Genomic DNA, 13,136 nt, shown 5'->3' on the forward strand with positions numbered 1-13,136 from the left:
GCGGCCCAGACTGGCAGGCGTGCCGCGATCATCCTCATCATTGAGAAACCGTCCCACCAGAAATACCTCCAGCGCCTGGAGGGAGTCATCGAGAGCCATGCCTTGCCGATAGTGGTTCTGCCGTACCGGCAGGGGCATTGCTTCCCCTGCGACAATCCATGAACACGCCACCTCTTCAAGAACACGATCCATCGTCAGAGCCCGAAGCTCCGAACCCGGTAGAGTCAGGTACTTGGAACAAGCTCGCTGGGCTTTGGGAACACGAACGGCTTAAACGCTTCAGGGAGAGTGGCTGGTATATTCCGCTGCTGGTTGTGCTGGGGATTGCGCTCTTTGCCGGTCTGTGGGGAGACAACCACGATGAGGAAACCGGCTTCATCGCCGGGCAGCCCTTGAAATCAGGGGCAACCTATTACGTCTGGATCAGCGAGGTCAACCTGTTCTCCCGTCCGGGAGGCTGGGACCTGGATGGGAGTGCCCCGGATATCGCTTACGAACTCTATACCGGGCACGGCAATGAGCGCATTTTTAAGAGCGATGTACGCCATGATACCCTGCTGGCCCAATGGTCCGAGATCGGGCTGAGGTACTCGGGCGAGATACTCGGCTTTGCGACAAGCGGAGCGGGCACGGTATCGCCCGAGGAAATGATTCAGGCCGCGAGGCTATTGGCAACAGACGGGGCAAGCCTGACCATCAAGGTGCTTGATAAGGACCTGACGACAGACGAAGTCGCGGGTGCCTATACGCTGGCCCTGGATGAACTCCACACTGGCAGTAACGCCTACACCGGGCAGCGCATGGACGGGGTGAGCGAGGTCTCAAGCCTGAGCCTCGAAATCGTCCCCACCGAACTCCTGACCGATTACCTCAAGCAGAAGTATGCCCGCTGAGATGAGACGACGTAAGCTGGCCGGTATCCGCAGGCTACTCCTTTTGAGCGCGGTTACGCTTGGACTGGGGCTTGTTTTGCCGTGCCTGAGAATGAAGCCCGGCTTTTGGGGCGTGGAGAATTACCTCCCGGTCGGTGAGCCCGAGAGCAAGTCCATCCTCTCGGGCATCTGTCACCTGGCCCTCTCCGGGGATCTCTTTCTGGCCAGTCTTCTGCTGGGGTTCTCAGTGCTATTCCCTGTCTGGAAGCTCTGCGTATTTTACAGCGCTGTCTATCGACTGGAGCATGGGCTTCCGGCTACGCAGTCGCTCAAGTTTGCCGGGACGCTGGGGAAGTTCTCCATGCTGGATGTGATTGTCATGGGCATGCTCGTCCTGGCCTTTCAATCCTTCCCCGGCGGTACACGCATTCATATCGAATGGGGCATCGGATTTTTTCTGCTCTCCGTCATCCTGAGCATCGTCGCGTCTATCCAGATCAAGCCCCTGACGCATTAGGCTTCCCTTCATTAACCCTGACCGAACAGAACATGATCGTACAGCTCCTGACATCACTGGGCATCGCACTCGCGTGCTGGGCCATGAATACACCGTTGCATGCCGATGACACATTGGGAATCGACCCCACTTATGACGACGATCGCTACATCACTTCCTTCGAAATCACTCAGGGCGGGAAGACTATCCACACCATCCGTCCACGCTACGCTGATGTGCTGAAGGAAAGCACCTGTCTGGAGTTGCAGTATGAATGGATGTCCCACTTATCCCCGTTAAAGCCGTGGGATGCTATCACCTCACCGGCAGTTCCAGCGCTGGTCGTTATGGAACGCGAGCGGGAGTTTCCAGTCACAGGTGCCCCCGAGTGGGTCATGCGTATTTTCCTGCTCGAAGATGGCCAGATGCGTGAGCTTCCCCCCATACGCGGTGGGGGTGAGGTCTATTACTTCTGCGACTTTGACTCGGACGGCACGCTGGAGTTTGTCAACGAGGAAGGTCATTCCGTCAGGGCCGATGGCACTGTGCCGCAGTCAGAGAGGGTCTATAGGTTCGATGGGGAGCAGTACAGGCCGACGAGGTGAGTTCGTCGCGGATCGTATCGTGGGTTGTGGTATTTTGGGGGATAAAAAAACGAGCCCGAAATTAGCTGAGCTCGTTGGAATATGCGGGGATCTGCTTTAAACCCTTTGTGGGGATTGGCCGTTTTTGATGGCCTCGAAGGTTTCCTCTACGTCCACGCCGGGTTTAAGGTAGATCGTGATGTTGCGCTTCTCGCCTCCGCTCAGCCGAACAGAGCGCTTTTCTGATACGGTGTAGCCGAGCAGTTTTAAGTAGGTCCCGAGCTTTTTGTCGTTGGGCAGCGAAGCAAGCTGGGCAGCGGTATGTCGGGTGTGTGGGTCCGACTCGATCCCATGTTTTTCCTTCAGAGCCTGGAGGTACACAATGCGGTCGTTGATCCACGGCCCTTCCCACTCACTGATCCAATTCTGCAACTCAACGGCCCCGGCGGGTATTGCTTCCTCAATCATGCGGATCGTTCCACGGGTTCTGGGAGCTTCGTAGGTCTCCAGGAAGCTATCGCTCACCAAGTGTCCCATGAGGGCTGCGCGGAAGGCCGCTGGCTCTTCGCGAACCATCCGGTAGAGCCTGGGATAATAATCCGGGTTCTCCAGCACCCATGCCCGCAGTTCGTCCTTGTGGTTTACCCACTGGCTGGTCAGGACGCAGAAGCGACGTTCGTTATCCGAGACCGGCAGGCTGTCGGAGTGGTTGGTGGCCGCTAGGTAGTTCGCGGTAGCGCGGGCCTCGCGGGGGGCTTTACGCATTTCGCGCAGGCTGATACGACGGTTGCCGATCAGGCTCTTCAACCGTTCCAGCGTGTCGTACTTGCGGACGTTGTCCAGTTTCAGCTCCTCGACAAAGGTCAGGCACTTCCCGTAGGCGGGGGAGGCGAACTTGTCTTCAAGGTTGCTGGACTGGAGGACGCCGACATTGGGCTCCCCGAGTGCCGCCTCCATCAGCTCACGGAACCAGCTCTTTCCGTCGCCCTGGACCCCGTACAGGATTATCATCCAGGGCCTAAGCTGGCCGGGGTTCTGGACGCACCACGCGAGATAATCCAGCAGGAGCGCAGCCTCTTGCTCATCTGAAAACAGATGGTTGATGTGTCCGACAAGCAGTTCACGGGCGAGATCGACCCTGTCGGGAAGCGCGTCCTTGGGATACTGGACGGGCCGATACTGATTCAGTAGACGCTCCCCGTTCTCGTGCACGAAGACCGGGCGTGCTTCAGCCGGGGCATACTCCCTGCCAGCCACTTCTGGGCAACGTTCGATTGTATAGGTGCTCGGGGACTCGGTCGAAACCTTGTCCCCGTTACGGACGACCGGGCGGTCACTGGCATACTTGAGGTCGAAACCTCTGCGCGTGCGGGCAGTCCCGCTGTGGACATCGACGATCTCATCGGCCACAAAGTGCTCAATCAATCGCTGCTGCTTGTAAGAGCTGAGCCTGCTTTTTCTTTCATACATTGCTGATAAACTAAGAAGGTTTTACGTCCTTAGCTAGTGTCGTGTTAGCTAAGTTCTTAACAAATGTTAATGGCCACAAAAAGGCACAAGAAGCACAGAAAACTTCGTGGATACAGAGTTCGCTCTGCGTCTTTGCGCCTCTGCGGTGAAAATATTTTTATCAGGAACTAAGCTAACGGGACACTAGGTCAGCCCCTTTATTTTTTAGCTCATGTCCCCTCTGTCCCTTGATTGTCCCCTGATATTTTTCAGCAGGGGACATCCGATAACCATGATGAATAAAGGGATTAATGGCTTTTGTCCCCTTGTCCCCTCACAACACATCATTTAGAAAAAAACAGCAGACATACGAATGACAAGGGAGAGAGGGGAGAAGTAAACGAAGCTAAAATCATCGGGGGACAGGGGACAGAGGGGACAATACGGTTAAAGCAGAGATTCGGCTCTGACGCTCAGGGGGGCATACAAGAGAAAACATTACTTTCTCCTTTCTCGCTGCCAGTGCCCATTCTTTGGCAGCTCTATCCCGCGCTTGAGGCAGCGTTTGCGGATAGCCTGGTCTGACACCCCGAAATCATCGGCCAGGCGCGATAAGGGCTTTTCCCAGACCAGCACCTTAAGGTCATGGTCGGAGGGCCAGTTGTTGAGGCCCTGTCCCATTGGAAGATGGACTTTGATGGTTTTCAGCGATTCAGGAGAAATTTCCCAGTAGGCATCGACGGACTTGGGATCATCGATGACGTCGCGGTAATGGCGCTCGATCATCGTTCTGGATGTGCCATTGTTGAACGCCGTATAGGCGTCATCCTTGTCACGCTCCAGTTGAAAACTAATCGAGGTGTGCCGGATAATGTCCTGCACCCAATGCTCGGCTTGAGTGGCTACCTTGAGAATCTTCATCTTATATGCTGCGCCCTTGGGCTGACCTGTAAATGGAAACTTTTTCAGCCAGGCGGAAAGTATCTCTGGCTTGGGAACCCGCCTGTTCATCTGACGACGTAATTTTCCCCCTGTGACAACGATGTATTCGTCCTTAATGTTTTTGGTCTCCAGGTCGTCGATCTCACTGGGACGTAATCCCGCAAAGAGCCCAAGTGCAATGGCCGGGGCCATGGCTCCATCACTGTAGATCATGGACGCGCGGAGCAGGCGCTTAGTTTCATCGAGGGACAGGATTGAAACCTGGGAGTTGTCGGCTGGCAACTGGTCGAGCCTGGCACACGGGTTTTCAACCGCATAGTGATGACGAACACACCAGTTGAAGAAGGTGCTTAGGCTGCGCCTGTAGGTTCGCTGCGTGTTGTTATTCTTGTACTTGGACAGCAGTGGCTCAATGACTTTCAGTCCGATCTGATGCACCAGCGTATTCGGATCCATACGCTGGAGGAGTTTCAGGCCTGTCGTGTAGTAGGCGTGGGTCCTCTTACGATGTCCCTCTTTGCTTTTCAGAAAGCGTTCAATCGCAGCCCCGATGGCAATATCTTCGAGCTCAGGCTTATAGTGTTGGATGAGGAAATGAACAGCCCCGTCCAAAGATAATCCTGTTTTGTCGTGGACTATGGTTTCCAGCTTTCGGTAGTGGGCTACAATCTCAGCCACTGACGTCCCCGATCCTAAGTTGATAGCACTCTCTGCATCTGCCAACTGCTCACGGGATAAAGCAGTGCGTTGGAGTTGATAGTTGATGGCAGCCCCCTCAGCCTCGGTTTCTATGCGTGCTCTGTGTTCGACAGCATCGGCTTTGTAGCGGAAATTCTTCCGTTCTCGCTTCCCATCGGGCCAGTAACCAGACACTTTCCAAGATGTGGTGCCGCTATCGTTAGTGTACGCTTTGACCTGAAAACGCTCAACTCTCTTGGGCCGGGACATAATTCATACTGGTCAACTATTTGGACAACTGCCAATTGCATTACTATTGAGACCAATATAAGCTAAAGTAGAACAAAAAGTTACGCTTTAAATATTAACGTTTTACACCCAGTAGGTCTCAGGTTCGAGCCCTGCAGCGCCCACCATTACTTTTCAACACGTTACGCTGTGTTTGAGCAGCTTACGAAATTTAAGCGAACAAGCCCGAGTGTAGTCCATGCCTTGGAGGTTGGTTTCGAAGGGATCGGGTGCGATTTCTTTTGCAGCTCCTTGAGTTGCTTGGCCTGATTGATCTCAAGCATCCCGAGCTCGCGCTTCCAACGATAGAAAGTCTGCTCGCTGAGCCCTGCCTCCCGCAGACATCAAGGATGGGTTTGCCCGCATCGGTAGCCCGTAATATCCGGATTTTTCTGTACTGTATCGCTTGCCTTTCATACCCTGAGTCCTTCCCAGACGAACGACGCAAGCGGACCAGTTTATGTGGACACGGTCACCGTTGTTGACTCCGTTAAGACAAGCGAAGATGCCCGCCCGGCCTCATTCAGCTTTCTTGAGTAGAAGTGTTTCTCAGGAGATTAAGGTTGCGAAAAAAGCGCAGGCGGTAGTTTTCACGACGACCTTCATTTAGATACAATATGCCGATGTAGGGACGATCATCAGCGATACGTGTCGATGTGCTGTAAATCATTTTCCAGGCACCGCTATCCCAGGTGGCGATCTTGACGGGCAAGTTTGGCGTATCGCTTTTGGGGATTTTGAAGATCATCGACTGGGAAGGCTGCAGCATCTGCTGTGAGCCACGCAGCTCCGCTGCCATCTGACGAGATGTCAGATTAATGAGCATCACATCCCCGTCCGGGATATGCTGGGGAGAGGCATCGACCGCAATCGATCTCAAACCACCCTGCTCAGCGACGATAAAAATGATAAACTGCTGGCTAGCCTGCGGAATTTGGCAGTCCATAATGGGCCGGTACTGCGGCTGCCCGTCCAGTGCCGACATCTTGCGATAGATCGGCATGGGGTTGGGGCCGTTATAGCCTTGGGGCTCCCCCAGTTGGCAGACTCTGTACTTGAGCGGCACGTAGTCCGAACCATTTTTGTAATACAGGTCAACCGGCAGGCCCTTCTCAGGCAACGCCGCCGACGACGACTGATTCCACAGCATCGCCACAAAGCTGGCCTTGGCCGACGTGAGGGGTTCAGCAGCGGCAGATACCGCCACCGTCAGGGTCGAGGGCAACAGCAAAAGAGAGATAAGCCTGCATAGGTTTCGCATGATGTTTTGGTGTTGAGGATTGAGAGATTAAATTTCGCTGGGGTTCAGCCAACGGAAGCTCACGATCTCGAAGCGACGCCCGAACGCTTCATTTACCGCGCTGAGGGAGCTCGGCTCGGTATCGGGGCTTTGCGAGTCGTCCACATAGTCGGTGGTGCGCTGCACGACAGCCTCGGCGTAAGCAGTCCCCATGACCTTTCCATAGCGGTCTTCACTCTGTCCGGCCACGCGAATGACAAAGGTGTCGGAGCGCACCGTCATCGCCGAGCCAAGCGCGGATAGCACATCGACCTGGGAAAGATAGCCGGGGAGGTTCAGTCCGACCGGCGCGAGAAAGCCCTTGTTCTTGTCAAAGTCGGTCGAGACAAGGTCGCTGGCATCGACCAGCAGGCTGGCATCGGCGTAAAAAGGTTCGTTAACCTGCGAAAGCTCGAGCGCCGCAGCCAGTGCTCCGCGCAACTGCACCATGGTCCCAAGCGTGTACGCGCTGTCATGATAAACTGAATACGGGTCAGGCGCGCGGGAGGAAAGCCCGCCGCGATGATAAAGGCTGTCGGTGTCGAGCACGCGATTAACAAAGGCACTCATGGAGGGGAACGGCCCGCGCAGGCGTACCTGATCGACGATGCGCTCGGCCAGGTCTCGGATCTGATCGTCACTGATCCGGCGGTAGCCTTTGACCGATCCGCTCTCATCCGCCCCGAGGTCGCCGGTGTCGAGCGCCGAGCCCACGGCGGTATCCAGCCGGGTGTAGAGACTACCCTCCCCGCTTTCCCCGTCAAAATCGACCCCGCGCAAGCCCGCGAGAAAGGCCGCCCAGGCATCGACCGAAGTAGAGTTTACATTAAACCCGCCGACGAGTTGGAGGCCCTCCGCCGCCCGGTCATAGTTGCGAAGATCACCGGCCAGAGCATCCGCATCGACTGCCAGCAGCGGATTAAGCGGATCGGTATCGGCGCCGCTCTGCGGAATCGTGGAGAAGAAGTACCGGTCAAAGAGCACATCGTTAAGCAGGTAGGAGAAATCCCAGATGTACTGGTCAAAACGGGTTGTGCCAGAGGGTTGGCTGAAGTAGAGGGTGTCGCCTAAATTCCGGATATACGGGTTGGCGTAGGATGAACCGATCGCATAGGCGGGCGCGTGACCGTCTCCGGCCGCGTTCCAGGTCTCGGTGTTTCTGGGCAGCTTGACCGGGGCCGTGATGTTCGCCTGACTCAGTTGGGCGAGAGAAAAGAGCGGTCCGTGAGGCAGGTCGTAGAGGATAGCCTCGGTGGCTCCGCCCGCACTGGTGGTAGTCCCGACATAGCCGTTGGCACTGCCGGGCAGTTGAATCTGGTAGCTCTCGGCCTCGCTGTCGGCGAGAAATCCGCCCCGAAAAACAGCCTGGTTATCATAGCCCATCCCATAGGCCTGATCGAAGTAATCGTAATTGGGGGTAAAGGCCCGCGGGTTAAAGAGACCGGCCCAGGCGATGTTGGCGGAGTTGGGTAACTGGCCGCCCGCGAAAGGTAATCCCGCGACAAAAATGTATTTGGGATCCGGATACACGGCTCCGGGCAGGTCATAGGTCTGCACACCGGTAACCGGCCCAACATTGGAAGCGCGTATGATCGCCTGGTAATCGTCCTGACCGTCTCCTGCGAGAAAGATATCGTAATAGGGGTTGGTGGTGCTGTTGATCTTAAAGCTGATCGTGTATGCGACCGAGTTTGCGCCGGTGCTCGTATCGGCGGGCTCAGGCGGGATGATTTCGCCCTCGGTCCTGATACTGTAGTCGTTCACATTCGGACAGATAAAAGCAGCCCCCTGCCGGTAGCCCACTTCCAGCGTGTTGGGCGTGCTGGTATTGCCCCAGGCGGTGGTGGTGGACATCTGCGGGTAGCCGTCCGGCGCGCTAAAGGTTACGCTCTGGCCGGCGGGGATCAGCGTGGCCGGGAGGGTAAAGTTCGTCGCTCCGAGATAGAGCGTTCCGGTGTCGGACACATTGTCCTTACCCGTTATGGTAGCATCAATACGGATGCCGTTCTGACCGTTATTGAGCTTGGAGACCACCGTCATCGACGGGCATGACAGCGCAAAGGCATAGGGATTCCAAACCTGGACGACCGGCATATAGTACAACCGCACGGCCCCGGCAGAAACATCCGCATAGATACCGAGTTGATAATAGCTGATGACCGGGTGGACCCCCATCTGGTAGGGACTCCCCGAAGGGCGGTCCGGCCGGGCAGTCATGCTTCCGTTGGGAGAGCGCAGGTTATAAAAATCCCGCAAGACTCCCCACTGCGCGTAATTACGATTGACCGGATTATTTACGTCGAGCGCGGCGGCACCGCCCAACGTCGGGCTGACGATGAAGGTGGAATCACTGATACCTGAAGGGGCGGAGTTCCCCTCGTCCAGTCCGTAGGTGAGATCTTTTTTCAGACCACCGTTTTTTACATCCACCAGCACGCTTCGTGACTGATAGGTGAAATCGTGAAAGTGGTCGCGAGCCGTTGCATCGCTGATGGTCTGGTTGCTATCGGCCAAAGGCAAAGCGGTAGCCGACAAAACGCGGGCGAGCCTGGCCTGATCAAGCCCCTCGAAGTCCTCGTCGGTGGCCTGGGCCTTAAACGCCGCCTGACTGCGCCAATCATCGCCGCCGCCGATCTGCTGTTCGCTCAGGTTGATACGTGCCTTGATATTCTCATCGCCCACCCACCAGGCATAGCGCCCGGCATAGTCCCCCTCATCAAGCGTGACCCACTGCGCGCGCACCGGGTCGTCCGGGGCATCGCTGAGCGCCCCCACAAGCACCACTGAATTTTCATCGTCGAGTTCCGTCTCCTCGGTGATATAGCCCCCGGGATAGTCTCCGGTGCCGGTCAGATCGTGGACATAAAGCTCGTTACCGCTGACGAGGACGGCGGGGAGCTTGTCGAAATTATGTCCCGGCACTGCTCCGGGATCGGCATGCTCGGAGCCGCTCACATCCCACACCAGGGTGTAATAGGGATTCCCGGGCGTAGCGAAGACCATGTCAGCCGAGTTCGCCTGTGAGGAAAGCAACGAGCCCACAATATCGGCCCGCGCCGTCACGCGTTGATCAGGACCGGCCGCCTGCTGAAGCTGCCCCAACCCGACCCGCAAAGCGAACAAGGCGTTGGCGCGGGCTTCCTGCTGGTAGCGGCTCACGGCAGAGGTAGCGGTCTCCACCCGCACCATCGTCGAGAGGGATGTCACCAGCAACACACACAATCCCATCAAGAGGATAGCAATGATCAGCGCGAAACCTCCACGCTGCCGCCGCAAGGGAATGCGGCGCGTCCCGAACATCTCCGCCGCCGCAGCGGAAGAGCGCTGGCGCAAGTGCTGTTGTATGTGTTTTGACATCATGACCTCAATGTGGGTTTGCGGTGAACGTGCCGCCGAGGGGGACAAGCGTTGTCTCCCCCGGAATACTCAAAAGCGGAAAAGCAGTGCGTTGCATGCCCTGCGCGTCGATCGCCATCCCCGGATCAGCGGTGAGCACAAACGTCGTGGTCTGCGCCTCCGGGGGTTCCGTGCCTGTGAGTCGCACGGCGTGCGCGCTCCCGTCTGAGAAACGCAGGGCGGCCCACCCCTCCGGGGGCTGCGGCATCTTTCCGTCAACGGTCAACAGCCACTGTCCCTCCGCTCCGGCGGTAAGGCTCTGCACGCCAAAGGCCGATGCAGACTCGCCGCCAGCCAAGAGGACTCCGCCCTTGGTCAACTGGCTTCCGGCAGCAGCCCAAGTCCAGAGAATGCTTCCCCCTGACTGGGAAACCCCGGCGGCGCGTCCGCTCAGGTGGTAGCCATCGATGGTGACATCCGCCCCCGGCAGCCCCAGTATCCAGGTGTCGATACGGTTGGGCAACGTTACCCGTACGAGTATCCCGGCCCCATCGTCCGTGCGTTTCCACTCCACGTGCTGGATTAGTGAAGACTGACCGGCATCGACCGGCTCATAAAGCGCTCCCCAGAGCGTAACCTGCTCCGGGCTCACTGCGCGCTGGCGCATCAGATGCCAGCCCGGGAAATCGTTCTTTTTCGAAGCGTCCTGGTTGGTCGGGCGCAGGCGCGGCATCTGGCTGAGCCAACTGGTTGAGCCCGGCTGCGGTGCCAGGTACAAATCGAGCGCGACTTGACTGTCTTCGCCGGTCCAGGTGATGTTAAAACTCTTATCGCTCTGCACACGCTTCGGATTGCCCAGCATCTCCGTCCATGAGCTGCCCTTTCCCTGATCCTTTAGAACTTCCGCCAGGTTATCCTTACCGCTCGGGGTCAGCGGGACGCTGACTTCCTGATCGACCGGCTCGTCTTCGCTCTGCCGCAGAAATGAGCGGTGGAGCGTTCCGCCCTGAAGCCAGAAGGCGTCCACCACGTACCCAGTCCACTGCCCGGTCGCGACCTGTATGAGGGCGCGTTCGCAGAGTGTTGCCTGCTCGGCTTCGGGACCGGGTGAGGCGGCGGCCACGTAAGTGATCAACCCAGAGGAAGAGGTCCCATCGTCAAAGCCGAGAATAGCGCTCCTGGCCCACTGCCCTCCCCAAACGCCGTGAGGCCCCTTACCATAGCTGGCATTATCCGCGACCACGATCGAGGTGTTGTGGGCGTAGGGAGACATGTGAAAATAGCGGTTGTTGGCAGGCCGGAAGGGATAACCCGCGTCGGGAAGTAATTCCTCTCCGTGAGCCCATAGTTGCAGGCTCAAACGACTATCGTGATAATGTCCGCCGCCATAGCGCCCTCCCCCGGTGAGCGTGGGAACGGACAGATGCGTCTCCATATCCGGTCCCGGCACCGCGAAGTGCCCAAAGTCAGGAAAAACGATCACCTTGGGAGCGCGTGGGTAGGCATCCACCGGAACAGTCCAGTGGGTGTCATTCACGGTGATCGGATGGCCACTGGGCATGGAAAAGTCGGCCAACACTTCGTTAATGCGCTGAAGTCTTTCGCTGAGACGGTCCAACTCGTTATCCGGATCTTCGATCAGACCGGCGTCACCCCCCGCGCGGAGCATCGGCAGGAGCGCTTTCAAGTTACCGGTGACTTGTGTGCCATAGGAGACGGACCCCTCCTGCCACATGAGATCCGCGTGCCAGAATTCCGGGCTGTAGGCGAGCCTGTCAGCTACCTCCAGGCACAGTTGCATGAGGCTGGCATCATTGAGCACGAGAGCCAGCGAGGCCGCGTGCCGAAGTCCGTAGGGCGTGTAGTTCGTCACCTGCCCGGGCCGCTGCAAGATCTCTGCAAAGGAATCGGCATAATCCCAGAGCCAGTCCTCCACGTCATCGCGGATGGCTAAAATCTCGCCATCGGCGTTTTTCACGGGCCAGACCGGGGCATCCTTGACCAGCGCGTAGGCAATCACCGCCGGATAGGGAATCCACTGGCCCTCCGTATGAATCGGAGCCGGGGGAACAGGAGTCTGCCGGGAGGCGAGGCCCCCAAGAATGGCCGCAGCCTTTTCGGCATCCGCAACCTCTCCGCTCAGCCGATAAAGATGGGCCATCCGCCAGGCTGTCCACTCAATCGGTGGCCGCCCGTAGCTGACAAACTCTGCGCTGGAAGCAGCCTGCTCGTAAAGCTGTCCATCGCTGGAAGCCCGTGCCGCAGCCGTCGCCGCTTCCAGCTCCGGTACCTGGGCCTCCCCGGGAGATGCCGTACTCCACGCGGCTCCGTCCCAGGCCGGGTTCGCATAGGTGTACAGCGGCAGCAGGCACAGGAGACTGACTCTTGTGATCAAATTCATAACACTGAATAGTTGGGGTTGTTTTCAGGCCGAGCTCAGGCTCCTGACCGAGAGATACATTCATTCATTGAGGTAAAAGACCTCCGCGTAAGTGGGGTTTTCGATGTAGCGGACGCTGCCGTCCCAGTAGCATACGTTAACGCCGGCGCCGTGTCGCCACCCGTCGGCTCCCTTCACCTTGGAGATAAACCTGGCCTCGCTTTTGTAATCATTGGTTGCGGGTTGGTCCGCGTCGATAAATGCCGGCGAACGCGCCGGGTCGTCGATTTCATTGATCCGGCTCCACTCCTGATTCTCCTTTAACAGCAGATAGGAGAGCCGGGCCCACTCGGAGTTACCACTTGCGAGTTCTTTGATGGCTTCTTCGTCCTCCGGGCAGGTAAAGACTTTGGAGGTGCCGGAAGCCCTCTGTTTCACGTCCAGGTAGTGGTAAAGCTGCTGAAACCAGTAACCGCTTTGGATGTACGGGGTGGAAATCAGCTTCCCGCCATGCTCATTGGTGTAAAGTTTACTGGCCGTGCCCAGTTGGCGCATATTGGATGCGCAGATACTCTGGTTTGCCTTATGCCGGATCATCCCTGAGACCGGGATAAGGATGGCTGCCAGTATACCGATGATTACGACAACCGCCAGCAGTTCAATCAAGGTGAATCCTTTGGATAAGGCCTTGGGCTTACTACAAAAATTAAACATACTTAATTTATTTATATATTCCGATTTTTGCGAGACATGCCTAACTTTACTAATATCGGTCAAAAAATTGACTTATGTACTCTTAATTCCCGTCTGTCCCGAGTTTAGATCTATAAAG

General features: G+C 57.0%; 9 protein-coding genes and 1 pseudogene. 3 read left to right on the forward strand and 7 right to left on the reverse strand.

Annotated features, from left to right (window positions below):
* The first annotated feature begins 158 nt into the window (after window positions 1-158).
* From H5P28_RS16965 to H5P28_RS16975, 3 genes are read left to right on the forward strand one after another with little or no spacing between them, the layout of a single operon-like run.
* Window positions 159-893, forward strand: coding sequence for a hypothetical protein (locus H5P28_RS16965; protein ID WP_185676881.1), 735 nt, complete (start codon window positions 159-161; stop codon window positions 891-893).
* A gap of 1 nt (window position 894) precedes the next feature.
* Window positions 895-1,389 carry a paraquat-inducible protein A gene (locus H5P28_RS16970; protein WP_185676882.1) on the forward strand — a complete coding sequence of 165 codons (495 nt, stop codon included), beginning with the start codon at window positions 895-897 and terminating at the stop codon, window positions 1,387-1,389.
* 32 nt (window positions 1,390-1,421) lie between these two features.
* Window positions 1,422-1,973 (forward strand): hypothetical protein, encoded by a 552-nt coding sequence (locus H5P28_RS16975; protein ID WP_185676883.1) that lies wholly within the window; start codon window positions 1,422-1,424, stop codon window positions 1,971-1,973.
* A gap of 96 nt (window positions 1,974-2,069) precedes the next feature.
* On the opposite strand, the gene H5P28_RS16980 is transcribed toward H5P28_RS16975, so the two are convergent.
* The 7 genes and pseudogenes from H5P28_RS16980 to H5P28_RS17005 all read right to left on the reverse strand — a co-directional run bounded on the left by H5P28_RS16980 (window position 2,070) and on the right by H5P28_RS17005 (window position 13,018).
* Window positions 2,070-2,963 carry a primase-helicase family protein gene (locus H5P28_RS16980; RefSeq protein ID WP_425504486.1) on the reverse strand — a complete coding sequence of 298 codons (894 nt, stop codon included), beginning with the start codon at window positions 2,961-2,963 and terminating at the stop codon, window positions 2,070-2,072.
* 354 nt (window positions 2,964-3,317) lie between these two features.
* Window positions 3,318-3,422, reverse strand: a pseudogene (locus tag H5P28_RS20160) (IS1595 family transposase); the annotation flags it as partial.
* A gap of 477 nt (window positions 3,423-3,899) precedes the next feature.
* A complete protein-coding gene (locus tag H5P28_RS16985; RefSeq protein WP_185676885.1) occupies window positions 3,900-5,291 on the reverse strand; it encodes a tyrosine-type recombinase/integrase in 1,392 nt (463 codons plus the stop codon).
* 541 nt (window positions 5,292-5,832) lie between these two features.
* Window positions 5,833-6,570, reverse strand: coding sequence for a hypothetical protein (locus H5P28_RS16990; RefSeq protein WP_185676886.1), 738 nt, complete (start codon window positions 6,568-6,570; stop codon window positions 5,833-5,835).
* Window positions 6,571-6,597: 27 nt separating this feature from the next.
* A complete protein-coding gene (locus H5P28_RS16995; protein ID WP_185676887.1) occupies window positions 6,598-9,945 on the reverse strand; it encodes a hypothetical protein in 3,348 nt (1,115 codons plus the stop codon).
* Between the two features lie 7 nt (window positions 9,946-9,952).
* A complete protein-coding gene (locus tag H5P28_RS17000; RefSeq protein WP_185676888.1) occupies window positions 9,953-12,325 on the reverse strand; it encodes a heparinase II/III domain-containing protein in 2,373 nt (790 codons plus the stop codon).
* Between the two features lie 60 nt (window positions 12,326-12,385).
* Window positions 12,386-13,018, reverse strand: coding sequence for a type II secretion system protein (locus H5P28_RS17005; RefSeq protein ID WP_425504484.1), 633 nt, complete (start codon window positions 13,016-13,018; stop codon window positions 12,386-12,388).
* Window positions 13,019-13,136: the final 118 nt, after the last annotated feature.

It is taken from the genome of Ruficoccus amylovorans (genome assembly GCF_014230085.1).
Lineage (GTDB): Bacteria > Verrucomicrobiota > Verrucomicrobiia > Opitutales > Cerasicoccaceae > Ruficoccus > Ruficoccus amylovorans.

Coding starts and splice junctions, on each gene's coding strand:
- H5P28_RS16990 (WP_185676886.1), bottom strand. CDS start 6,570: ATGCGAAACCTATGCAGGCTTATCTCTCTTTTGCTGTTGCCCTCGACC.
- H5P28_RS16970 (WP_185676882.1), top strand. CDS start 895: ATGAGACGACGTAAGCTGGCCGGTATCCGCAGGCTACTCCTTTTGAGC.
- H5P28_RS16985 (WP_185676885.1), bottom strand. CDS start 5,291: ATGTCCCGGCCCAAGAGAGTTGAGCGTTTTCAGGTCAAAGCGTACACT.
- H5P28_RS16975 (WP_185676883.1), top strand. CDS start 1,422: ATGATCGTACAGCTCCTGACATCACTGGGCATCGCACTCGCGTGCTGG.
- H5P28_RS17005 (WP_425504484.1), bottom strand. CDS start 13,018: ATGTTTAATTTTTGTAGTAAGCCCAAGGCCTTATCCAAAGGATTCACC.
- H5P28_RS16980 (WP_425504486.1), bottom strand. CDS start 2,963: ATGATAATCCTGTACGGGGTCCAGGGCGACGGAAAGAGCTGGTTCCGT.
- H5P28_RS17000 (WP_185676888.1), bottom strand. CDS start 12,325: ATGAATTTGATCACAAGAGTCAGTCTCCTGTGCCTGCTGCCGCTGTAC.
- H5P28_RS16965 (WP_185676881.1), top strand. CDS start 159: ATGAACACGCCACCTCTTCAAGAACACGATCCATCGTCAGAGCCCGAA.
- H5P28_RS16995 (WP_185676887.1), bottom strand. CDS start 9,945: ATGTCAAAACACATACAACAGCACTTGCGCCAGCGCTCTTCCGCTGCG.